We start from the raw sequence: 22,117 nt of genomic DNA, 5'->3' as shown, positions 1-22,117 counted from the left end.
CGGTGCGGTCGACCTGGCCCGTGCCGTACGCGCCGCGCTCGAGGCAGCGGGTGCCGAGCTGACGAGCGCCGCACCGTGAACCTCAAGCCGTACGGCGACACCGCACTGCTGCTGGACTGCGAGACGCTCGACGAGGCGCAGCGCTGGTTCGCCGCCCTGCACCTCGACGCCGAGGCGGTGCTGGGCGCCCGGAGCGTGCTGCTGCGTGGGGACCCGGCCGCCTTGCGGTCCCTGGTCGGCCGCACGGTGCTGGCGGACCCCACAGCACCGCACGACGGGCAGGAGATCGAGGTCCCGGTGGTCTACGACGGCGCCGACCTCGAGGAGGTTGCCCGGCTCACCGGCCTCACGACGGCCGAGGTCGTCGAGGCACACACCGGCACGCCTTGGACCGTGGCGTTCGGCGGCTTCGCGCCGGGGTTCTCCTACCTGGTCGGCGGCGACCCACGCCTCCACGTGCCGCGCCGCGACTCGCCCCGAGGCCGGGTGCCGGCCGGATCGGTGGGGCTCGCGGGCGAGTTCAGCGGCATCTATCCGCGCGAGTCGCCGGGCGGCTGGCAGCTCATCGGCCGCACCGGCCTGACGATGTGGGACACCGCCCGCGCGGAGCCTGCACTTCTCATCGCCGGAATGACCGTCACGTTCGTCGAGGTGACATGACACTCGTCGTGGAGTCACCGGGGCTGCGGAGCCTCGTGCAGGACCTCGGCCGTCCAGGCATGGGGCACCTCGGGGTCAGCCCGTCCGGCGCGTTCGACCGCACCGCCCTGCGCCAGCTCAACCTCGTGCTGGGCAACGAACCCGGAACCGCCGCCATCGAGGTGCTGGGTGGCGGGCTCGTGCTGCGGGCCGCGTCATCCGCACTGGTCGCCGTGACCGGAGGCGCGGGGCCGATCACGGTCGATCGCGATCCTGCGGCGTACGGGCGCGCGATCCCGCTGCGCGCCGGCCAGCGCCTGGCCCTGGGAGCACCCACGGCGGGCCTGCGGGCATACGTCGGAGTGGCGGGCGGTCTCGCCATCCCCGAGGAGCTCGGCTCGCGATCGGCCGACACCCTGGCCGGCCTCGGACCGGCGCCGCTGCGCGCTGGTGACCACCTCGAGGTCGGACCACCTGGTCATCCTCCGGACCTCGAGGACATACCCCCGCTCGGGCGCACCGGTGAGCTGACCCTGGAGGTGGCGCTTGGTCCGCGAGACGACTGGTTCACCATGGCGGCCGTACGACGGCTGCTCGAGGCACCGTGGCAGGTCAGCCCGGCTTCGGACCGCGTCGGCGTACGACTGACCGGCCCGGTGCTCGAGCGCACCCGCACCGGCGAGATGCCGAGCGAACCGTGCATTCGCGGCAGCATCCAGGTGTCGACCGACGGCCAGCCGATCCTGTTCGGCCCCGACCACCCGGTGACCGGCGGCTATCCCGTCATCGCGGTCGTGCTGGACCGGCACACCGACCGGCTGGCCCAGGCCGCGCCGGGGCAGATCGTCCGATTCAGCCGAATATCGCTCGGCTGACACGCGGAAGGGGGCAAGATGCACGTATGAAAGGCCTGCGCGGCACCGTGGTCAAGATCGTCATCGGGTCGTTCTCGCTTGCAGCGCTGCTCGGGATCATCGCGCTCCTCGGTGGCGGCTCATTCGGTGAGACCGAGGGCAAGATCCTGCTGACGACCGTGATCGTGGGCGTCGAGTCGGTCGCGGTCCTGTGCTACCTCTCGCTCGCCGGCCGATCGACCGCGTGGGTGGGGATCGCGGGCGGCGTGGTGTCGGTCGTCCCGTTCGTCCTCGCCCTCCTGCTGACCTGGGAAGCGATCGACGGCGACGAGAGCTGGGGGCAGGCGTTCGGCGTGGGCGTCACGCTGGCGGCCTCGATCGCCCAGGTGTGCCTGCTCCTGGCGCTGGTCGGCCGCCACCGGATCGGGCCTGCCCTGATCGCCACGCTCGCCGCGATCGCCGTCGTGGCCGTCATGATCTCGATCGCGATCATCAACGGCGATGACCTCGGTGGCACGTACTGGCGGGCCTTCGGCGTCGTGGCGATCCTCGACGTGCTCGGCACCGTGGTGCTGTCCGCGCTGGCCGCGTTCGGACGGGGGCGCCCCAGAGGCGAACCGGAGCTCCTGACCCCGGCGCTCGAGTCACGCGTCATCGACGCGGCCGCCAAGCGCGGACTGAGCCCCAGCGAGCTGATCAGCCAGGCGCTGGACGACTTCCTGCGCTAGGCGGCGACGACGCTGGTGACCGGCATGCTGGAGTCGGCCGGCAGGTTGAGCGACGACGGCGGCAGCCCACGGCGTACGACCTCGGCTCCGAGGGCCGCGACCATCGCGCCGTTGTCGGTGCACAGGCCCATGCGGGGGACCCGGACCTGGATGCCGGCCTTGGCGGCGCGTTCTTCGGCGAACTGCCGCAGCCGGCCGTTGGCGGCGACGCCCCCACCGATGATCAGCGTCTTGACGTCGTGGTCGAGACAGGCGTCGATGGCCTTCTTGGTCAGCACGTCGCAGACCGAGTCCTGGAACGACGCGGCGATGTCGGCGACCTCGAACGTACGGCCCATGCGGTCCTCGTGCTGGACGTGGCGGGCGACGGCGCTCTTGAGGCCCGAGAACGAGAAGTCGTAGCGGTGCTTGTCGAGATCGCGCCCACCGGTGAGGCCGCGGGGGAAGGCGATCGTCGTGGGGTCGCCGTCGCGGGCGACCCGGTCGATGTGCGGGCCGCCGGGATAGGGCAGGCCGAGGAGCCGGGCGACCTTGTCGAACGCCTCCCCCGCTGCGTCGTCGATCGTCTGCCCGAGCAGCGTGATGCCGGTGACGATGTCGTCGACGAGCAGGATCTCGGTGTGGCCACCGCTCACGAGCAGGGCGACGACGCGCTCGTCGAAGCGGCCGTGCTCGAGCTGGTCGACCGCGACGTGCGCGGCGAGGTGGTTGACGCCGTAGAGCGGCTTGTCGTGCGCCAACGCCAAGGCCTTGGCCGCCGCGACGCCGACGAGCAGTGCGCCGGTGAGCCCCGGGCCGCTGGTCACGGCGATCGCGTCGACGTCCTGCACGCGTACGCCGGACTCCGCGTAGGCCTGCTCGAGGGTCGGGACCATCGCCTCGAGGTGGGCGCGGCTCGCGACCTCGGGGACGACGCCGCCGAAGCGTACGTGCTGCTCCATGCTCGACGACAGCGCGTGCGCCAGCAGCTCCGTGCCGCGCACGATGCCGACGCCGGTCTCGTCGCAGGACGACTCGATGCCCATCACCAGAGGTTCGCTCACGCCGCCATTGTGGCAGGCTCGGCGCATGACGAGAACGGACGACCCAGGACCTGACGGACCGTGGGACGAACGCACGCTGCTCCTCACGATGCTGCGTTATGTCCAGGAGACCGCGGTGTTCAAGGTGCGGGGCCTCGACGAGGAGAAGGCACGCCACGCGCCGATCGAGACCTCGCCGCTCACGACGCCGGCGGCGCTGCTCAACCACCTGCGCTGGGTCGAGCGCTCATGGGTCAACGCCGACCTGTTCGGCGGCGAGGACGACGGCCCGTGGACCGACGAGGACCCCGACGCCGAGCTCCGCCAAGGCCTCGAGCTTCCGCTCGACGAGGTCATCAGCCTGTATGAGGAGGAGGCGGCGCGCACCCGTGCGGTGTTCGAGACCGTCGACCTCGACATGACGATGAAGGGCGAGCTCCGGCGGGGCATACCCCTGACCGCCCGGTGGATCCTGCTGCACCTGATCGAGGAGACCGCCCGGCACAACGGCCACCTCGACCTGCTGCGCGAGATGGCCGACGGCTCCGTCGGCGACTGACCCCGCCGTCCCCTCGCTGGGCGTGACGTTCTGCAGCCCGCCATCGGCGTGTCGCCTGCAGAACGTCACGCCCAGTGGGGTTACTCCGCGTTCTTGGCCGCCCGGCGCGCGGCGCGGGCGATCAGCTCCTCTTCGTCGAGCTTCTTGGCCTGCTCGGGCGTCGGGGCCGTGCCGCCGTGCCGTGCCGGCGCCCACCACTGGCCCTCGGGGCTGAGCGGGTAGTCGGCGATCGCCTTGTCGAGCAGCGCCGCCATGGCCTCGCGGAGCCGCGCCGTCTCGGCGACCGGGTCCTCGCCGGTGACGTCGAGCGGCTCGCCGACGTGCAGGCCGATCGTCTTGCCCCGACCCTTCAGGTCGGACGGGTGGTCCTTGGTCTTGAGCAGCTGGGTCCCCCACGTGACCATCGGGATCAGCGGGACGCCGGCCTCGGCCGCCATGCGTACGGCGCCGGTCTTGAGCTCCTTGATCTCGAACGAGCGGCTGATCGTGGCCTCGGGGAAGATGCCGACGATCTCACCGTTGCGGGCGTACTCGACCGCCTGGTCGTACGACGCCTGGCCGTGCTCGCGGTCGACCGAGATGTGGTGGAGGGAGCGCATGATGGGCCCGGAGATCTTGTGGTCGAACGCCTCCTTCTTGGCCATGAAGCGTACGAGTCGTCCGCTCGGCTGGGCCGCGAAGCCGTCGAAGACGAAGTCGACGTAGCCGATGTGGTTGGCCGCCAGGATCGCGCCACCCGTGCGCGGGATGTGCTCGGTGCCGGACATCTGGAACTTCATGCCAAGGGCCTTGAACAGCGTCTTGGCGGTCAGGATGACCGGAGGATAGGTGAAGTCGCGCATCAGGTCACCCTAGTGGACACGCGTACACCGGAGCGATCTCCGAGAGCAGGCTCACGCTCTCCCCGCTCAGTCCTCGTCAATCACGTGCACAGCGGCTTCTTCGGCGCTCGCAGCGGCGCCGTCGATGCCGACGTCCTCACCCACGAGGTCCTTCTCGGTGTCCTCGCCGATCCCACCGCTGGAGTCGACCAGGCGTCCGGCCCGACGGGTGCCCACCTCGCCGTCATCGAGGTCCTCACCCGGTTCGGCGTACGGATCGGGGTCCGGCACCTCCTGACGCAGGCGCTCGTCGAGGGACTCGCCCTGCAAGGCCTCGTCAGCCGTCGTGCCGAATCCCTCACCGCGGTAGCTTTCCGGCGGCGAGTAGCCCGAGTCCAGGGTCTCGTCGGGATCATCGAATATGGCGTCCTGGTCGAGGCCGTCGTCGTCGCTGAACGTGTCGGGTGTCTCCGTCATGACCCAAGCCTTCCACGCCAACCTGAGGACGCAACGTGTGCGTCGATCTCGACCTCCACGAGGTGCTCAGGCCGCGCGAGAGCAACGACCTGCACCATCGTGGCGACAGGGCGTACGACGTCGAAGAGCTCCTTGTGGGCCCGGCCGACCTCGTCGAAGTCCCCGATGTCGGTGACGTACATCCGCGTACGGACGACGTGCTGCCGCTCCATGCCGGCCGTGCCGAGCGCCGCCAGCGCGATCCCGAACGCGACCCGGGTCTGCTCGTACGCATCGCCGATGCCGACGACCTCGCCCCTGACCGTCGCGGTCGTGCCCGCGACCCATGCGCTGTTGCCGACCCGCACGGCGCGGGAGTAGCCCACGACGTCCTCGAACGGTGACGGCGAGCTGACGTTCTTCCTCATCGGGCCTCCTCGAGCTCGAGCTGCATGACGATCGCATCGACGCCACCACGGTAGTAGCCGGTGCGCCGGCTGATCGCGGAGAACCCGTACGCCTCGTAGAACGCGAGCGCGGCGTCGTTGTCCGCGGACACCTCGAGCAGCATGCGGGTGGCGCCCTGGGCCAGGGCCGCTGCACACAGCGCGTCGAGCAGCTGGCGGGCGACGCCCTGACGGCGCCGCGACGGCATGACGGCGATGCGTTCGAGGTCGGCGACCTGACCCGCGACGGCCATCGCGGCGTACGCATCGAGGTCGTCGATCAGCACGGTGTTGCGCTCGCCCTCGATCGCGGCCGCGACGAGGTTCTCGCTCCAGGCCTCGGCGCCGAAGCAGGCGCGCTCGATCACCAGGATCGCGTCGATCTCGGCGAGCACCGCCGCACGGATCATGCGCGCTTGGTCGCGACTTGGGGTGTGGCGTCCGGGCGGCGGAGGTAGAGCGGCTCGAGCGGCAGCGCCTGCACCGTGCCGGCGACGACGATCCTCGCGAGTGCCGCGGCGCGCGGGTCGTTCGACTCACCGGCGGACCGCAGGACACCGTCGTACAGCTCGCCACCTCGCCCGTACGTCGGCAGGTCCGGGTGCCGGGCAGCGACCTGGGCCGGAAAGTCGACATGTGGACCGTCGAGGCGTACGTGATCAGCGCCGTAGCGGGCCCAGTAGACCTCCTTGCGCCGCGCATCCGTCGCGACGAGGAACTCGCCCTCGACCTGGGTGTCGGCGGCGATGATGTCGAGCGTGCACACGCCGTGGGTCGTGAGGCCCAGCGTCGAGCCGAGCGTCAGGGCCGTCACGACGCCGACCCGCAGGCCGGTGAACGGACCGGGGCCGACGCCGACGGCCACGTCGGTGAGGTCGGCCATCGTCGCGCCGGCCTGGGCCAGCGCGTCGCGGATCGCAGGGGCGAGCAGCTCGCCGTGCGCCATGGCGCCCGCGCCGGACGCCTCGCCGACCACGCGCTCGCCGTCGTGGACGGCGACCGTGATGGCCGGGGTGGCGGTATCGAACGCAAGCAACAGCACGCCATGAACCCTAACGCTGACGATGCGCTGTCGACCGCTGAGGAGAGGGAACCCGGCTGCCGGCGAGAGGGTTCCAGCGCCGGAACCCTCTCCTCACCGCACCGGAACCCTCTCCTCAGCGGGCTGGAACCCGCCCCCTACTCGCAGAGCTCGTGGGGGGACCCCCATCCTCAGCGGGCTCGTGGGGGGACCCCCATCCTCAGCGAGGGTCAGGAGAGGAGGGTTGAGCGGAGGGGTACGCCGACCCAGCGGGAGCCGTGGGGCTTGACCGTCACGACGCGCGGCTCGGCCTCCTCGACGAGGTCACCCTCGTGCTGGGTGCCGAGCGGGTCGATCGGCCGGACCCCCCGCACCTCGATACGTACGTGCAACCAGCTGTCGGCGAGCTGCTCGGCCATGCCGTCGCCCCACTCGACCACCGTGACGGCCTCCTCGGTCGTGGCGTCGAGGTCGATGTCGTCGAGCTCGGCCGCGCTGCCGAGGCGATAGGCGTCGACGTGCACCAGCGGCGGCCCGTCCGCGAGCGAGGGGTGCGTACGCGCGATGACGAACGTCGGAGACGTGATCGGACCGCGTACGCTCATCGCCTCGCCGAGGCCCTGCGTGAACGTCGTCTTGCCCGCACCGAGGTCGCCCGACAGGACGAGCAGGTCGCCCGGACGCAGCAGGGTCGACAGCTTGGCGGCGAGATCGTGCATCTCGGCGGGTGTCGGCACCTCGCGGGCGAGCCACAGGGTCTTGCCGAACTCGATGAACTGCCGGTCGCGGCCCACCGGGTAGTAGAGCCGGCGCGACCAGAACTGCACCGTCTCAGGCAGTTCCTCGCGCACGTCGAGCCAGATCCCGTCCTTGCCCCGCTCCTCGGCGGTGTCCTCGGCGACGCCGAGCATGGCTGACGCGACACCGCGGGCCTGGATGTCGGGGTCGACGCAGACCCGCTTGAGGCCGAGCTGCCCGGGCCGCGACTCGTCGAACAGCATCGCGCCCATCGGCAGGCCGCGCCGCTCGACCAACAGCCCTCCGGCCGTCCTGAGCACCTCGGCGACCGACTCGACCGTCTCGTCGAACGCGTCCGACGGCGGGTCGAGCTCGGGGCGGGCGCCGAACGACCGGTGGATGATGTCGACGATCTGCGGTGCGTGCTCGGGTCCGGCGTGTATGACATTGAGCGCCGTCATGACCCACCGTTCCCTCGCTGGCGCTCGCTCATGCGATGTCCTCCAGGACCTCTTCGATGACCTTGGTGACCTTCTGGTGCTCCTCGAACGGCGCCATGTGCCCGACGTCCTCGAGGGCGACCAGCTTGGCACCCGGAATGGCCTCCGCGAGGCGCCGGCTGTGCTTGAACGGCGTGACCAGGTCCGCCGTCCCGCCGATGACCACGGTCTTGGCCTTGCCCATGACGTGCAGGCCGGAGGTCAGGTCGAGAGACACGAAGACGGGATAGAAGTCCATCAGGACGTGGGTCGGCGACTTGAGGATCATCTCGTTGGTCATGTCGACGTGGCGCTCCTGCGCATGCGGGCCGAGCCCCCAGCGTCGAACCACCGAATAGCTGTTGAACGTACGGCCCCAGTCCAGCACGGGCGACGTCACGCGGAGCAGCGGGATCAGGTAGCGCAGGGCCGGACTGCTGCGCATGAGCTTGCCGGAGCTCGTGCTGATCAGCACGACGCCCTTGACCCGGCGACCGAACTGCTTGGGCTCGGCCGCAGCGAGCTCCATGATCGCCATACCGCCCATCGAGTGGCCGACGAGCACGATCGGCCCACGCGGCGCCACCGCATTGATGACGGTACGGAGGTCGTCCGCGAGGTGCGGGATCGACGAGTTGACGTGGTGGGAACGCCCCGACTCCCCATGCGAACGGAGGTCGGCGAACACCATGCGGACCTTGCCCCGCAGCGCGAGCCGCTGGTAGTGCCAGACGTCGATCGACTCGACCCAGCCGTGCACGAACACGACCGTCGGGGTCTTGCGCTCTGCCTCGTCGACCTCGACGTTGAGCAGGACGCCGTCGCTGGCCGTGACCTGGACGGGATCGCTGTGGACCGAGCCGAACTCGACGTCCTCGCCGCGCCGCAACCGGCGCTGGTGCCGCTGACGGCCGTTGAGCAGCGTCGCGACGACGCCCGCCGCCACGAAGGCTCCGGCGGTCGTCGCGACCTTGGCGGTCCGACTCATGCTTCTCCTACATACGTGCGCTCGATGCGGCCGCCCAGGCGGGTCACGACCTCGTACGCGATGGTGCCCGCAGCCGCGGCCCAGTCCTCCGCGGTCGGTTCACCATCGCTGCCGGGCCCGAACACCGTCACGACATCGCCGCGGGACGCCTCGGCGTCACCGAGGTCGACGACGAACTGATCCATGCACACCACACCGACCTGGCGCACCCGCCGACCGTCGAAGCCGACCTCCGCGCGGTTGGACGACGTGCGCAGGATGCCCTCGCCGTAGCCGATCGGCACGAGCCCGAGCGTCGTCTCCCGCTCGGCCGTCCACGTGTGGCCGTACGACACGCCGGCCCCGGCGGGCACCCGCTTGACCGCGGCGAGGCGCGCCCGCAGCGTCATGACCGGCGTCAGCTCGGTCGCGTAGGTCATCCGTGGATCGGGGCGGATGCCGTAGGCCGCAATGCCGACGCGTACGAGGTCGAGATGGGCGGACGGCCTGGTGAGCGTCGCCGCGGAGTTGCTCAGGTGTCGCAGGGCGGGCTCGATCCCGGCGGCCTTCAGCTCATCGAGCGCCTGAGCGAACGCTGCTTCCTGCGCGTCGTTGGCCGGGTGCGCGGGATCGTCAGCGCAGGCGAAGTGCGACCAGGCCCCCGTGATCTCCAGGGCTCCGGCGGACTGGGCGGCAGCCGCCGCGCCGACCAGCGCGGTCCACTCCTCGCCGAAGGCGCCGTTGCGGGACAGGCCGGTGTCGACCTTGAGCTGGACCTTCGGACGTACGGACGCCGTTGCCGCGAGGATCTCGGCGAGCTGATCGGCCGACGACGCCGTCACCTCGACGCCGGCGTCGATCGCCGCCGCGAAGTCGGCACCGGGCGCCGCGAGCCAGCAGAGCACGTCGCCGGTGTCGCCCATCCGGCGCAGTGCGAGGGCTTCGTCCAGCGTCGCGACGCCGAGCCACTCCGAGCCGGCCTGCCGGGCGGCGCGAGCCATCTGCGCGGCCCCGTGGCCGTAGCCGTCCGCCTTGACCACGGTCATGAGGGCCGACGCCGGAGCGCAGGCCTTGAGCGCCGCGAGGTTGGCCCGGAAGGCAGCCAGGTCGATGACCGCCTCGGCCTGCGGTGCGCTCACGCCAGGCTCCCCTGGATGAAGGCCGCCACGGTCGCCGGCAGCTCGTACGCCACGTCGGTGGCCACGATCGGGCCGTCCGGGTTCACCTGGACCGCCGCCATGCCGTGGAGGTATGCCGCGACCGAGCCCGCGTCGCGCGGGTCGAGACCGGCGGCCAGCAGTGATCCGGCGAAGCCTGCGAGCACGTCGCCCGCGCCGGCCGTGCCGAGCCAGGGCGACCCGCTGCGGTTGACCCGCGTCGGTGCGCCGACCTGGGCGACGAGGGTGCGCCGGCCCTTGAGCAGCACCGTGGCGTTCCAACGCCCGGCCGCCGCGGTGGCATGGCCCAGCGGGTCGGCCTCGACCTGTTCGCGGGTCGTGCCGAGCATCGTGGCCAGCTCGCCGGCGTGCGGCGTCAGCAGCGCGGGGACGTCGAACGTGTCGGGTAGGTGCTGCAGCGCGCTCGCATCGACCACGACCGGCACGCCGTCCTCGAGCGCCATCGCCAGCTGCGCCTCGGCATCGTCGCCGCCGCCAGGGCCGACGACCCACGCCTGCACACGGCTACGACCCGCGACGACCTCCGGCGCACGGTCGACCACCCGCTGGGTGAGGCCGGTGCTGCCGACGAACCGGATCATCCCGGCCGGGCCGGCCTGGGCGCCCGCGACGCAGAGATGCGCCGCTCCTGCGTACTGCTCGGAGCCGGCGGCGATGCCCACGACGCCGCGGGAGTACTTGTGCGCGCTCTCACCGGGCAGGACCGCGTCGAGCAGGTGCCCGTCGGAGGCCTCGATCGCCTCGATCGACGGCGACGGGAGGTGCGGCGCGAGGCCGATGTCGACCAGCGTGGTCGTGCCGGCGGCGGTGGCGGCCGGATCGGCGAGCAACGCGGCCTTGTACGTGCCGAAGGTCACCGTCGTGTCCGCCCGGACGTACGCCGAAGGCAGGGTCGCTCCGTCGACGTCGACCCCCGAGGGCACGTCGACCGCGACGACGTAGGGGAGGCTCTCGTCGATCCAGGTGGCCCACTCGGCCGCCTTGCCGCTCAGACCCCCTCGCGCCCCGATGCCGAAGATCGCGTCGAGGCACCAGCGCTGACCACCGGGAGCTGGCACGACCTGCGCTCCCGCGGCCGTGGCGGCGGCGAGGCCGGCGGGGTGGACCTTGGCGTCGTCGAGCAGGCAGAGGTCGACGCGTACGCCGCGATCCAGCAGGTGGGTCGCGGCGAACAGCGCATCGCCGCCGTTGTTGCCCGGACCGACCAGGCACAGCACGACATCACCGGCCGGGATCAGCGCCAGCCGATCGGCCAGCCCGCGAGCGGCCCGCTGCATGAGCTCACCGTCGGGAAGCGTCGCCGCGAGGGCCTCCTCGGCGGCCCGGATGTCGCCGACGGTGTGCGCACTCAGCATTCAGCCACCACGAAGGCGGTCGCCACGCTGGTGTCGTGGGAGATCGACAGGTGGGCCGTCGTGATGCCGAGCTCCTTGGCCCGGTCGAGCGCCGCGCCGTAGAGCTGGAACACCGGTGCGCCCTGGGGGTCGTTGACGATCTCGATGTCCTGCCACGACATGCCGGCCGGTGCCCGCAGCGCCTTGACGAACGCCTCCTTGGCGGCGAACCGCCCCGCGAGCGACTCGACCGACAGGTGCGCCTCGGCGTCGGTGAACAGCCGGCTGCGCATCGTGGGCGTACGTTCGAGGGTCTCCGCGAATCGCGCGAGATCCACGACGTCCACCCCGATGCCCAAGATGGTCATGTCAAGCTCACTCGACCGTGACGGACTTGGCGAGGTTGCGCGGCTGGTCGACGTCGTGACCGAGCACCGAGGCGAACTCGCACGCGAAGATCTGCAGCGGCACCACCGCGACGAGCGGCTGGAGCAGCGTCGGGACCTTGGGCAGCCGGATCAGGTGATCGGCGTAGGGGACGACGTCCTCGTCACCGTCCTCGGCCAGCACGATCGTGCGGGCGCCACGCGCGCGGATCTCCTGGATCGAGCTGACGGTCTTCTCCTGCAGCTGGTCGCGGCCCTTCGGCGGGACGACCACGAACACCGGCAGGCCCTCCTCGATCACGGCGATCGGCCCGTGCTTGAGCTCGCCGGCGGCGAAGCCCTCGGCGTGGATGTAGGCCAGCTCCTTGAGCTTGAGCGCACCCTCGAGCGCGACCGGATAGCCCGCGTGACGGCCGAGGAACAGGATCGACCGGGAGCCCGCGAGATCGGCGGCGAGCTTGCGCATCTGGTCGCCCTCGTCGAGCATGCGCTGGATCGCGGCCGGGATCTTCTCGATCTCGGCGATGATGCCGCTGATCTCGTCGCCGAACTTGGTGCCCTTGACCTGCGCGAGGTAGAGCGCGAGGAGGTAGCAGGCCACGATCTGCGCCAGGAAGCCCTTGGTCGACGCGACCGCGATCTCCGGCCCTGCGTGGGTGTAGATCACGGCGTCGGACTCGCGCGGGATCGTCGAGCCGTTGGTGTTGCAGATCGACAGCACGCGCGCCTTCTGCTGGCGGGCATAACGGACCGCCATGAGGGTGTCCATCGTCTCGCCGGACTGGCTGATCGACACGACGAGCGTCGAGCGGTCGAGGATCGGGTCGCGATAGCGGAACTCGGACGCGAGCTCGACCTCGCACGGGATGCGGGTCCAGTGCTCGATCGCGTACTTCGCCACGAGCCCCGCGTAGGCCGCCGTGCCGCACGCCACGATGATGATGCGGTCGACGTCGCGCAGCTCACTGTCGGACAGCCGCATCTCGTCGAGCTGCAGGCGTCCTTCCGTGGAGTGCCGGCCCAGCAGGGTGTCGGCGACGGCCTGCGGCTGCTCGGCGATCTCCTTGAGCATGAACCAGTCGTAGCCGCCCTTCTCGGCAGCCGACACGTCCCAGTCGACGTGGTACTCCTTGGTCTCGGCCGGGTTGCCGTCGAAGTCCGTGACGACGATGTCGTCGGGCGTGATCGTGACGACCTGGTCCTGGCCGAGCTCGATCGCGTCGCGGGTGAACTCGATGAACGCGGCGACGTCGGAGCCGAGGAAGTTCTCGCCCTCGCCGCGGCCCACGACGAGAGGTGAGTTGCGGCGCGCGCCGACGACGACGTCCGGGTGAGCGGCATCGCAGATCACGAGCGTGAACGCGCCCTCCAGCCGGCGGCACACGGCGCGTACGGCCTCGGACAGGTCATCGGTGTGCTCGAGCTCGTCGTGGAGCAGGTGCGCGACGGTCTCGGTGTCGGTCTCGGAGATCAGCTCGTGACCGCCGGCCTCGAGCCCGGCGCGCAGCGCGGCGAAGTTCTCGATGATGCCGTTGTGGACGACCGCGATGCGCCCCGACTGGTCCAGGTGGGGGTGCGCGTTGACGTCGTTGGGCGCACCATGCGTGGCCCAGCGGGTGTGGCCGATGCCCGTATGGGCCGCCGGCAGGGGGCGCTCCTCCAGCTCGGCATCGAGGTTGACGAGCTTGCCGGCCTTCTTGGCCGACACGATCGTGCCCTCGTGGACGAGCGCGACGCCGCCGGAGTCGTACCCGCGGTACTCAAGGCGCCTCAGGCCACCCATGACGACGTCGAGCGCAGAGCGCTGTCCGACATATCCGACGATTCCACACATGACGTCCAGACTACCGGCGGCAGCGGCATCGGCCGCGATCGCGTGGGGCGTCCCGGGGCCCGCGAGGGGACCGAGTGCACCCGTCATGCGGGGCAGGCGGGAGAATGGCGGCATGACGCGCGACCAGTCACCGTATGTCGAGCTTGAACGCGCCGCGTGGGCCAAGCTCGCCGGCGACGCCCCGCAACCGCTCCAGCCGGCCGAGATCGAGCGCGTACGAGGGCTCGGTGACGAGCTGGACCTCGAGGAGGTCCGCCAGGTCTACCTCCCGATGACGCAGCTCATCAGCATGCGCGTACGCCTCGCGGGTGCGCTCTACCATGCCACCGAGGCGTTCCTCCACGCCCCGCAGACGCAGCGCACGCCGTTCGTGATCGGCATCGCCGGATCCGTCGCCGTCGGCAAGTCCACCACGGCCCGGCTGCTCAAGGAGCTGCTCGCCCACTCCCCCGACCACCCCGTCGTCGAGCTCGTCACGACCGACGGGTTCCTGTTCCCCAACGCCGAGCTCGAGCGGCGCGGTCTGCTCGAGCGCAAGGGCTTCCCCGAGTCGTACGACCGCAAGGCGCTGCTCCGGTTCGTCGTGGAGGTCAAGTCCGGCGTCGAGGTCGTCTCGGCCCCGGTCTACTCGCACCTCACGTACGACCGCACCGACGAGGTCGTGACGCTCAAGGCACCGGACATCGTGATCGTCGAAGGGCTCAACGTCCTCGCACCGGCCCGTCCGCGTGGCGACGGCGGCCCGGGCCTGGCGGTCAGCGACTTCTTCGACTTCTCGATCTACGTCGACGCGTCCAGCCGTGACCTGCGCCGTTGGTACATCGACCGCTTCCTCACGCTGCGCAAGACCGCGTTCGCGGACCCCGCGTCGTACTTCCACCGCTACAGCGTGCTCACCGACGACGAGGCCGAGGCCCGCGCAGGTGAGCTGTGGGACACGATCAACCTGCCCAACCTGCGTGAGAACATCCAGAGCACCCGTGGCCGGGCGTCGCTCGTCCTGCGGAAGGGCCACGATCACTCGGTCGACTGGGTCCGCCTCCGCAAGATCTGACCACCACTCAGGTCGTACGCACGTACTCGCCGAGCCAGCCCACCTGCCGATAGCCCATCTTCTCGTTGACCGCGATCATGGGGGCGTTGCTGGCGGCGTTGAAGGTGTGGACGTGTCGCCGGCTCCCGAGCAGGTCCGCTGCCTCCTCCATGGCCTGCACCTTGAGGGTCAGCCCCAGGCCGTGGCCGCGGTGATCGCGCAGCACGAGGGTGTCCCACTGGTAGGCATCCTGTGGGTCGGTCTCGGAGAACACCAGCTGGGTGTGCCCGGCCAGGATGCCGTCCGGTGACACCGCAGCCACGACCTGCATGACACGTCCTTGCGCCACGAGGAGCTGCTCGTCCGATCGCACGCGCGCCCGGTCGAAGAACTCGTTCTCGAGCGGATAGTCGCCCGATGGTGCCTCCTGGACGATCAGCGTGAGCAGGTGGGCGTACTGGTCGATCCACTCCTCCGGGCACGGCCCACGCCAGGAGACCAGCGTGTATCCGTCGCGGGGCGGCGCGGCCGGCAGGTCGGCCGGCAGGGTCAGGACTCGGTGGGCGTCGACGAGGTCCCGCCGGAAGCCCATCGCCTCGGCAAAGGCCGTGTGCCCCGATCCGTCCTGGTCGACGTCCCACCGGACCTCGGCGAACAGCGTGTGGCGGCCCGCCGAGGTGGCCACCTCGTCGAGCCGGGCGAGCACCGCCGTCCCGTGACCCTGGCGGCGGTGCTCCGGCAGCACGACGACATCGATGTAGCCGAGGTCGAGGTTGTCCTTCTGCGGCATCTCGATGTATCCCATCCCGACCGCCGTGCCCGAGCCGTCGCGGGCGAGGAACCCGCGGATGTCGAGGTGCGGCGCGTCCTGCAGCAGCTCGGCCCGCTGCTCGCGCGCCGTGTAGGGCTGGTCCCACTCCTCAGCATGTCCCGCGGCGTAGACGGCGTGATAGGCGGCGAACTGTTCGTCGTCAGTCGGATCGAGCCGCTCGATGGAGGTCACGCGGGCAGTCTATGAAGCGGCTCACCGGTCGGCAGCGCGTGCCAGGAGCTCACCGCAACTCCGGCACCCGGTCTTCGCGCGACCAGCGCGTACGCCGGCCGATCGATGACGACCACTACGTCGTGGTCGACCTCGACTTCGACACCGCGGAGGAGGCGACGGCCCTGCTGGAGATCCTGCGGACCAGGGTCTGGGCATCGCCGAGTGCATCCCCAGCGTTGGCCGGCAGCGCCGAGGCCCGCATCCTCGAGACGGTCGAGGTCTAGCCGTTTCATCGGCGGGTCAGGCGCGTCGGGAATACAGTGGATGTGGCCGAGACACGGCCTCTGACGGACAATTCCGGAGCCGATGCACCATGACGGCGCGGCCGCCGACCGAGCGGCTCTTCACCCGACAGTTCATCGCGCTCGGCGTCTCTGACCTCGCCTACTTCACTGCCGTGGGCGTGTCGATCTTCGTCCTGCCCGTCTACGTGACCGGCCCCGTCGGCAGCGACGAGACCGGCGCGGGCTTCGCGTTCGGCGTGTTCACGGTGTCGGCACTCGTGCTGCGACCGTTTGCCGGCCGGATCGCCGACGTGTCCGGCCGGCTGCCGCTCCTCGTCGGCGGCGCCCTGATCGCGGCTGCCAGCCTTGCGCTGATCGCGCTGGCCGACGACCTGTTCACGATCGTCCTGCTGCGCCTGCTCGCCGGAGTCGCCGAGGCAGCGTTCTTCGTCGCGGGTTTCGCGGCGCTCGCCGACCTCGCGCCCCCAGAGCGGCTGGGCGAGGCGCTGTCGTACAACTCACTCGGCCTCTATCTCGGGATCGCGCTCGGGCCGCCGCTCGGCGAGGTCCTCGTGCAGGCCCGGGGGTTCGGCACCGCCTGGCTGGGTGCGGCAGCGCTGGCCGTCCTTGCCGCGGCACTGTCGCTGCTGATCGGAGAGACCCGGGAGGACACCGCCGCCGAGCCGGCCCCGGACCAATCGCCCCGCCGGATCATCCACCGGCCGGCGATCCCGATCTCGATCGGGCTGCTCACGTCACTGGTCGCGATCGGCGGGTTCCTCGCGTTCTGCTCGCTGCACGCGGTGCGCATCGGCATGAACCAGGCCAGCCTCGCGCTGTTCGTCTACGGCGGTGTCGTCGTGGTGTGCAGGATCGCCTTCGCGCGTGTCCCCGACCGGTTGCCGTCCCTGCTCCTCGGCGCCGCGGCGCTCGGCGTGATCGGAGCGGGCCTTGGGCTCGTCGCGCTCTGGCAGGCACCGGCAGGCCTCCTGCTCGGCGTCGTCGTCATGGCCGTCGGTGTCTCGTTCAGCACCCCGGCATTCTTTGCCGCGATCTTCTCGACCGCGAACGCCTCCCAGCGCGGCGCGGCGTCAGGCACCGCGAGTGTCGCGCTCGACCTCGGGCTCGGCCTGGGGCCGATCGGACTGGGCCTGATCGCGGGTCCGGCAGGGATCCCGTGGGCCTTCGGCGCGGCAGCGGTCATCGCGTTCGCGGGTGGGATCTGGACTCTGTCCCTCGCGCGGCGGACCGTCAGGGCCTAGAGCGCGAGGGTCGAACGCACGACGCCCGCGAGGTGCTGGGCCACCTCGGTGGCTTCGTCGTGTGTCGCCGCCTCGACCATGACCCTGACGAGCGGCTCGGTGCCGGACTGACGCAGCAGCACCCGGCCATGGTCGCCGAGCCGTGCCGTGGCTATCGCGACCTCGCCCTGCAGGACCGGGTCGGTGTCGGCGCGCGCCTTGTCGACGTCGGGCACGTTGATCAGCACCTGAGGCAGCCGCGTCATGACCGACGCGAGCTCCGCGAGCGAACGGCCGCTCTCGCGGATGCGCGAGGCGAGGTGCACCGCGGTCAGGACGCCATCGCCGGTCGTCGCGAAGTCGTCCATGATGACGTGCCCTGACTGCTCGCCGCCGAGGTTGAACCCGCCCGAGCGCATCGCCTCGAGGACGTAGCGGTCGCCGACGGCCGTCTGGATGACGGTGATGCCGGCATCGTGCAGCGCCTGGACGAACCCAAGGTTGCTCATGACGGTCGCGACGACGGTGTCGTCGGCCAGCCGGCCGGCGTCACGCGCGGCGATGCCGAGGATCGCGAGGATCTGGTCGCCGTCGACGACGGCACCGGAGTGGTCAACGGCAAGGCAGCGATCGGCGTCGCCGTCGAACGCGAACCCGGCGTCGGCGCTGTGGTGGAGGACGGCCTTCTGCAGGTCGTCGAGGTGCGTCGAGCCGCAGTTGAGGTTGATGTTGAGGCCGTCGGGCTCGGCGTGGATCGCGATGACCGTCGCACCGAGCTGCTCGAACACCTGGGGCCCGACTTCGTACGCCGCACCGTTGGCGCAGTCGAGCACGATCGTGAGGCCGTCGAGCGGTCCGGGTGCCGATGCGACGAGGTGCTTGACGTACGCCCCCACGCCCGCGTGGCTGTCACCGATGCGGCCGACGTCGGAGCCGGTCGGCCGGTCCCAGGGCTCCTCGAGTCGCTGCTCGATCTGCAGCTCGAGGTCGTCATCGAGCTTGAGCCCTCCGCGGGCGAGGAACTTGATGCCGTTGTCGGGCATCGGGTTGTGGCTCGCCGAGATCATGACGCCCATGTCGGCCTGGAGGTATGACGTCAGGAAGGCCGCGCCGGGAGTCGGCACGACGCCCAGGCGGTGCACGTCGACCCCGGCAGAAGCAAGACCCGCGACCACCGCGGCCTCCAGGAATTCTCCTGAGGCGCGGGGATCGCGGGCCACGACTGCGGTCGGACGCTGGTCGGCGAATGCACCGACCTCACCGAGGATGTGGGCCGCGGCGACCGCGAGGTCGACCGCGAGTTCTGCGGTCAGATCACGGTTCGCGAGTCCGCGAACGCCATCTGTACCAAAGATCCGACCCACGAGGGGATCAGCGCTTGCTGTACTGCGGAGCCTTACGGGCCTTCTTGAGGCCGGCCTTCTTGCGCTCCTTGATGCGCGAGTCGCGCGTCAGGAGTCCGGCCTTCTTGAGGACCGGGCGGTTGGCCTCTTCGTCGATCTGGTTGAGCGAGCGAGCGACACCGAGGCGCAGCGCACCGGCCTGGCCGGTCATGCCGCCACCCGTGACGCGGGCGATGACGTCGAAGCGGTCCTGCAGACCGGTCTCGGCGAAGGCTTCCTTGGCAATCTGCTGGTGCAGCTTGTTGGGGAGGTACTCCTCGAGCGGCTTGCCGTTGACGGTCCACACGCCGGTGCCCGGAACGATGCGGACGCGCGCGATGGCTTCCTTGCGACGGCCCGTGGCAGCGCCCGGAGCGATCGTCGCGGGCTTGTCGGAGGTGACAGCGGAGCCAACGGTCTCGGAGGTGTATGCCACACCTTCGGCGTTGGTCTCGAACTCGGTCTCTTCGGTGGTGGTCTCAGCCACGATGCGCCTGCTTCTCTTCTTTACTGGGAGATCTGCGTGATCTCGAACGGCTGGGGCTTCTGGGCGTGGTGCGGGTGCTCGGGGCCTGAGTAGACCTTGAGCTTCGTGATCAGCTGATCACCCAGACGGTTCTTGGGGAGCATGCCGCGGACCGACTTCTCGATCGCCTTGCGGGCATCCTTGTCGAGCAGGTCACCGTAGGCGATGGACTTGAGTCCACCCGGGTAGCCGCTGTGGCGGTAGGCCAGCTTGTCGGTGCGCTTGTTGCCCGACAGTGCGACCTTCTCGGCGTTGATGATGATGACGAAGTCACCACCGTCCACGTGAGGTGCGTAGGTCGGCTTGTGCTTGCCGCGGAGCAGCGTCGCAGCCTGGACGGCGAGACGGCCCAGGACGATGTCCTCGGCGTCGATGACGTGCCACTGACGGGTGATGTCAGACGGCTTGGGGCTGAACGTGCGCACGGCGTGACCTTCTCGTTCTTGGTGGTGTGGCGTGGTGGTGGAGCAAGTGGTCGTTCCGGCGGGTCAAGCCGACGGAGACACGACACACAAGGTTAACCGGCGGCAGCCACTCGGGTCAAAACGAGCGGGCCGCCGGTCTCACACCTCAGACCCCACATCGTGTGAATTGCAGGGTCGCACTAAGTTGGTTGAGTGCTGCATCACCTCGCAGCAGGGCATTTCCCCGCCGTCACAGGAGACCCATCGTGACCGAAAACCAGACACTGACCGTCCGCGACAACCGGACGGGCGAGGAGTACGAGCTCCCGATCACCGACGGTACCGTCCGCGCCGGTGACCTCGGCAAGATCGGGAAGTCCGACGACAACCCGGGCCTCGCCGTCTATGACCCCGGCTTCACCAACACCGCCTCGACCCGCAGTGCCGTCACCTACATCGACGGCGACAAGGGCATCCTGGAGTATCGCGGCTACCCCATCGAGCAGCTCGCGGAGAAGTCCACGTTCCTCGAGGTCGCCTACCTCCTGATCCACGGCGAGCTGCCCACCAAGGAGCAGCACGAACGGTGGGTCCACGAGATCACGTTCCACACCTTCGTGCACGAGAACGTCAAGTCGCTGATGCAGGGCTTCCGCTATGACGCGCACCCCATGGGCATGCTGCTGTCGAGCGTCGGCGCCCTGTCGACGTTCTACCCCGAGGCGCGCAACATCAGCGACCCCGACGTCCGCCACGAGCAGGTCGTACGCCTGATCGCCAAGATGCCGACCCTCGGCGCGTGGTCGTTCCGGCACGCGCAGGGCAAGCCGTACGTCTATCCCGACAACGACCTGACCTACACCGAGAACTTCCTCTCGATGCTGTTCAAGATGAGCGAGCCGAAGTACTACCCGGACCCGCGGCTCGCCAAGGCTCTCGACGTCCTGCTGATCCTGCACGCGGATCACGAGCAGAACTGCTCGACCAACGCCGTCCGCTCCGTCGGGTCGAGCCAGGTCGATCCCTACTCCGCCGTCAGTGCCGGGATCGCGGCTCTCTACGGTCCCCTGCACGGCGGCGCCAACGAGGCCGTCCTCAAGATGCTCCGCCGCATCGGCACAAAGGACAAGATCCCCGCGTTCATCGAGGGAGTCAAGAACGGCGACGAGAAGCTCATGGGCTTCGGCCACCGGGTCTACAAGAACTTCGACCCGCGCGCCACGATCATCAAGAAGGCCTGCGACGACGTCTTCGAGGTCACCGGCGTCAACCCGCTGCTGGAGATCGCCCAGGAGCTCGAGCGGATCGCGCTCGAGGACGACTACTTCATCTCGCGCAAGCTCTACCCGAATGTCGACTTCTACTCGGGGCTCATCTATGAGGCGCTGCAGTTCCCGCCCGAGATGTTCACGGTCCTGTTCGCCATCGGACGTACGCCCGGCTGGCTCGCGCAGTGGCTCGAGCTGGTGGACGACAAGGAGCAGAAGATCGCCCGCCCCAAGCAGATCTACACGGGTGACCGCCAGCTCACCTTCGTTCCCGCCGAGGAGCGCTGGGCCGAGTAGGCCGCTGCACTCGGCCGACCCCCGCGCCCTTGGGCTTGTCGAAGTTCCTTTAGCTTGTCGAAAGGACCGCTCGGCAGGCCCAAGGTGCGGCAGAGTGTCGGCATGAGTGACACGCAGACCGCCGTGCCGGTCCGCAGGCTCACGGTGCTGCTCATCAGCGTCCTGCTGCTGGGGCTCACCCTGACCTGGAGCTTCCTCAGCATGCGCACCGTCATGGACGTCGGCGGCTCGTGCGCCGACGGCGGACCGTACGTCAGCGCGCAGCCGTGTCCCGGCGGCGCCGGTTTCATCGGCATCGCGATTCCCGTCATGCTCCTGGCGACGTTCGCCGGCACGTTCGCCGCGATCAGCCTCATGGCGCCGAATCTCCTGGTCCCGATGTGGACCATCCTGTTCGGCTCGCTGGGCTGGAACTTCCTGGAGTACGGATTCACCGGCCCCGACGGCAACGTGCCGGGCTGGATCGTCTGCGGCATCGTGTTCGAGCTCATGGCGCTCCCCGGACTGATCGCGATCGTGGCCACGGGAGGCTCGATGTGGACATCCGGCAAGGGCGCCAGCAGCAAGCCGACCGAATCGCTCCTCTGGTGGGGCATCTACCTCGCCCTGGGCACGGTCGGCATGGCGCTGGGCGCCTGGTCCTTCTACTCGTGGCGCTGACCAGCCCGGTAGCGTGACGGGGTGCGACTGCGACTCGACCTCTCCTACGACGGCACCGGATTCCGTGGATGGGCCATCCAACCCGGTCTGCGGACGGTCCAGGGCGAGGTCGAAGCCGCGATCGCGATGATCCTGCGACTCCCCCGGTCCGCACAGCTCACGTGCGCCGGCCGCACCGATGCCGGCGTGCACGCGCGCGGGCAGGTCGCTCACGTCGACCTCGACGACGTCGACCCGGCCCACCTCGAGCGCCGGCTGCGGCGGCTCCTGCCGGACGACATCATCCTGCGTTCGCTGACCTTGGCCGCCGATGGCTTCGACGCGCGTTTCGCTGCGCTCGAGCGCCGCTATGCGTACCGGATGTTCGACGGCCCCACCGGGCCCGACCCGCTGACCCGCACCTCGGTCGTACGGTGGCCACGCCGCCTCGACGTCGACGCCATGAACGCAGCCGGCCAACACCTGCTCGGCCTGCACGACTTCGCGGCGTTCTGCAAGCGTCGCGAGGGCGCGACGACCACCCGTACGCTCCGGCAGCTCAGCACGACGCGCGTCGGTGACAGCCTCGAGACGAC

General features: G+C 70.1%; 26 protein-coding genes. 10 read left to right on the top strand and 16 right to left on the bottom strand.

Annotation, left to right across the window (positions count from 1 at the left end):
* The 3 genes from V6M46_RS19335 to V6M46_RS19325 form a co-directional block, all read left to right on the top strand.
* On the top strand, positions 1-660 hold a 660-nt coding region (locus V6M46_RS19335), incomplete at its 5' end, for a 5-oxoprolinase subunit B family protein (RefSeq protein WP_332668110.1).
* Positions 657-1,514, top strand: a complete 858-nt coding sequence (locus tag V6M46_RS19330; RefSeq protein ID WP_332668108.1) for a biotin-dependent carboxyltransferase family protein — start codon at positions 657-659, stop codon at positions 1,512-1,514. The genes V6M46_RS19335 and V6M46_RS19330, both read left to right, overlap by 4 nt.
* Positions 1,515-1,540: 26 nt before the next feature.
* Positions 1,541-2,221, top strand: a complete 681-nt coding sequence (locus V6M46_RS19325; protein WP_332668107.1) for a hypothetical protein — start codon at positions 1,541-1,543, stop codon at positions 2,219-2,221.
* Here the strand turns inward: V6M46_RS19325 and tsaD are convergent.
* Positions 2,218-3,264 (bottom strand): tRNA (adenosine(37)-N6)-threonylcarbamoyltransferase complex transferase subunit TsaD, encoded by a 1,047-nt coding sequence (gene tsaD / locus V6M46_RS19320; protein WP_332668104.1) that lies wholly within the window; start codon positions 3,262-3,264, stop codon positions 2,218-2,220. The two genes, V6M46_RS19325 and tsaD, sit on opposite strands and share 4 nt — an antisense overlap.
* A gap of 25 nt (positions 3,265-3,289) precedes the next feature.
* On the opposite strand from tsaD, the gene V6M46_RS19315 reads away from it, so the two are divergent.
* Positions 3,290-3,802, top strand: a complete 513-nt coding sequence (locus V6M46_RS19315; RefSeq protein WP_332668101.1) for a DinB family protein — start codon at positions 3,290-3,292, stop codon at positions 3,800-3,802.
* 80 nt (positions 3,803-3,882) lie between these two features.
* Here the strand turns inward: V6M46_RS19315 and V6M46_RS19310 are convergent, their stop codons facing one another.
* From V6M46_RS19310 to glmS, 11 genes are all read right to left on the bottom strand, one after another.
* Positions 3,883-4,644 (bottom strand): lysophospholipid acyltransferase family protein, encoded by a 762-nt coding sequence (locus tag V6M46_RS19310; protein WP_332668099.1) that lies wholly within the window; start codon positions 4,642-4,644, stop codon positions 3,883-3,885.
* Positions 4,645-4,710: 66 nt separating this feature from the next.
* Complete coding sequence (locus V6M46_RS19305) at positions 4,711-5,100, bottom strand: DUF5709 domain-containing protein (RefSeq protein WP_332668098.1); 390 nt, start codon at positions 5,098-5,100, stop codon at positions 4,711-4,713.
* A complete protein-coding gene (locus tag V6M46_RS19300; RefSeq protein WP_332668097.1) occupies positions 5,097-5,507 on the bottom strand; it encodes a RidA family protein in 411 nt (136 codons plus the stop codon). The genes V6M46_RS19305 and V6M46_RS19300 overlap by 4 nt, the downstream gene beginning before the upstream one ends.
* Positions 5,504-5,935 (bottom strand): GNAT family N-acetyltransferase, encoded by a 432-nt coding sequence (locus tag V6M46_RS19295; RefSeq protein WP_332668096.1) that lies wholly within the window; start codon positions 5,933-5,935, stop codon positions 5,504-5,506. The genes V6M46_RS19300 and V6M46_RS19295 overlap by 4 nt, the downstream gene beginning before the upstream one ends.
* Positions 5,932-6,567 (bottom strand): tRNA (adenosine(37)-N6)-threonylcarbamoyltransferase complex dimerization subunit type 1 TsaB, encoded by a 636-nt coding sequence (tsaB, locus tag V6M46_RS19290; protein ID WP_332668093.1) that lies wholly within the window; start codon positions 6,565-6,567, stop codon positions 5,932-5,934. Before tsaB ends, V6M46_RS19295 begins: the two co-directional genes overlap by 4 nt.
* Before the next feature lie 209 nt (positions 6,568-6,776).
* A complete protein-coding gene (gene tsaE / locus V6M46_RS19285) occupies positions 6,777-7,745 on the bottom strand; it encodes a tRNA (adenosine(37)-N6)-threonylcarbamoyltransferase complex ATPase subunit type 1 TsaE (RefSeq protein WP_332668091.1) in 969 nt (322 codons plus the stop codon).
* Between the two features lie 28 nt (positions 7,746-7,773).
* Positions 7,774-8,751, bottom strand: coding sequence for an alpha/beta fold hydrolase (locus V6M46_RS19280; RefSeq protein ID WP_332668089.1), 978 nt, complete (start codon positions 8,749-8,751; stop codon positions 7,774-7,776).
* Positions 8,748-9,869 (bottom strand): alanine racemase, encoded by a 1,122-nt coding sequence (gene alr, locus V6M46_RS19275; protein WP_332668088.1) that lies wholly within the window; start codon positions 9,867-9,869, stop codon positions 8,748-8,750. The genes V6M46_RS19280 and alr overlap by 4 nt, the downstream gene beginning before the upstream one ends.
* Positions 9,866-11,263, bottom strand: coding sequence for a bifunctional ADP-dependent NAD(P)H-hydrate dehydratase/NAD(P)H-hydrate epimerase (locus tag V6M46_RS19270; protein WP_332668086.1), 1,398 nt, complete (start codon positions 11,261-11,263; stop codon positions 9,866-9,868). Before V6M46_RS19270 ends, alr begins: the two co-directional genes overlap by 4 nt.
* A complete protein-coding gene (locus tag V6M46_RS19265) occupies positions 11,257-11,610 on the bottom strand; it encodes a holo-ACP synthase (RefSeq protein WP_332668084.1) in 354 nt (117 codons plus the stop codon). The genes V6M46_RS19270 and V6M46_RS19265 overlap by 7 nt, the downstream gene beginning before the upstream one ends.
* 7 nt (positions 11,611-11,617) lie before the next feature.
* Positions 11,618-13,462 carry a glutamine--fructose-6-phosphate transaminase (isomerizing) gene (glmS, locus tag V6M46_RS19260; protein WP_332668115.1) on the bottom strand — a complete coding sequence of 615 codons (1,845 nt, stop codon included), beginning with the start codon at positions 13,460-13,462 and terminating at the stop codon, positions 11,618-11,620.
* Between the two features lie 85 nt (positions 13,463-13,547).
* Here glmS and coaA point away from each other — a divergent pair, with 85 nt between their 5' ends.
* Positions 13,548-14,516 (top strand): type I pantothenate kinase, encoded by a 969-nt coding sequence (gene coaA, locus V6M46_RS19255; protein ID WP_442880566.1) that lies wholly within the window; start codon positions 13,548-13,550, stop codon positions 14,514-14,516.
* A gap of 7 nt (positions 14,517-14,523) precedes the next feature.
* Here coaA and V6M46_RS19250 read toward each other — a convergent pair whose 3' ends face one another.
* Positions 14,524-15,498, bottom strand: a complete 975-nt coding sequence (locus V6M46_RS19250; RefSeq protein ID WP_332668081.1) for a GNAT family N-acetyltransferase — start codon at positions 15,496-15,498, stop codon at positions 14,524-14,526.
* A gap of 11 nt (positions 15,499-15,509) precedes the next feature.
* Between V6M46_RS19250 and V6M46_RS19245 the strand changes: the two genes are divergently transcribed.
* On the top strand, positions 15,510-15,764 hold the full coding sequence (locus V6M46_RS19245; protein WP_332668080.1) for a hypothetical protein: 255 nt from the start codon (positions 15,510-15,512) through the stop codon (positions 15,762-15,764).
* Positions 15,765-15,853: 89 nt separating this feature from the next.
* Entirely contained in the window at positions 15,854-17,026 is a 1,173-nt protein-coding gene (locus V6M46_RS19240; protein WP_332668078.1) for an MFS transporter, read from the top strand.
* Here the strand turns inward: V6M46_RS19240 and glmM are convergent.
* Genes glmM through rplM form a run of 3 tightly spaced genes read right to left on the bottom strand, consistent with a single transcriptional unit; the run spans position 17,023 to position 19,338 of the window.
* Complete coding sequence (gene glmM / locus V6M46_RS19235) at positions 17,023-18,369, bottom strand: phosphoglucosamine mutase (RefSeq protein WP_332668076.1); 1,347 nt, start codon at positions 18,367-18,369, stop codon at positions 17,023-17,025. The genes V6M46_RS19240 and glmM overlap by 4 nt on opposite strands.
* A gap of 7 nt (positions 18,370-18,376) precedes the next feature.
* Positions 18,377-18,874 carry a 30S ribosomal protein S9 gene (gene rpsI / locus V6M46_RS19230; RefSeq protein ID WP_442880565.1) on the bottom strand — a complete coding sequence of 166 codons (498 nt, stop codon included), beginning with the start codon at positions 18,872-18,874 and terminating at the stop codon, positions 18,377-18,379.
* 20 nt (positions 18,875-18,894) lie between these two features.
* A complete protein-coding gene (gene rplM, locus V6M46_RS19225) occupies positions 18,895-19,338 on the bottom strand; it encodes a 50S ribosomal protein L13 (protein WP_332668075.1) in 444 nt (147 codons plus the stop codon).
* A 245-nt stretch (positions 19,339-19,583) separates the two neighbouring features.
* Between rplM and V6M46_RS19220 the strand changes: the two genes are divergently transcribed.
* The 3 genes from V6M46_RS19220 to V6M46_RS19210 form a co-directional block, all read left to right on the top strand.
* Entirely contained in the window at positions 19,584-20,882 is a 1,299-nt protein-coding gene (locus V6M46_RS19220) for a citrate synthase (RefSeq protein WP_332668073.1), read from the top strand.
* A 102-nt stretch (positions 20,883-20,984) separates the two neighbouring features.
* The gene (locus V6M46_RS19215; RefSeq protein ID WP_332668072.1) at positions 20,985-21,542 is read left to right on the top strand and encodes a hypothetical protein; all 558 of its coding nucleotides are present in this window, start codon (positions 20,985-20,987) and stop codon (positions 21,540-21,542) included.
* A gap of 21 nt (positions 21,543-21,563) precedes the next feature.
* The coding region (locus V6M46_RS19210) for a tRNA pseudouridine synthase A (RefSeq protein WP_332668070.1) at positions 21,564-22,117 on the top strand (554 nt) is incomplete at its 3' end.

The organism is Aeromicrobium sp. (genome assembly GCF_036676885.1).
Classification (GTDB): Bacteria; Actinomycetota; Actinomycetes; order Propionibacteriales; family Nocardioidaceae; genus Aeromicrobium.
The sequence above is the reverse complement of the archived record's forward strand: the minus strand, read 5'-3'. Positions and strand labels throughout refer to the sequence as shown.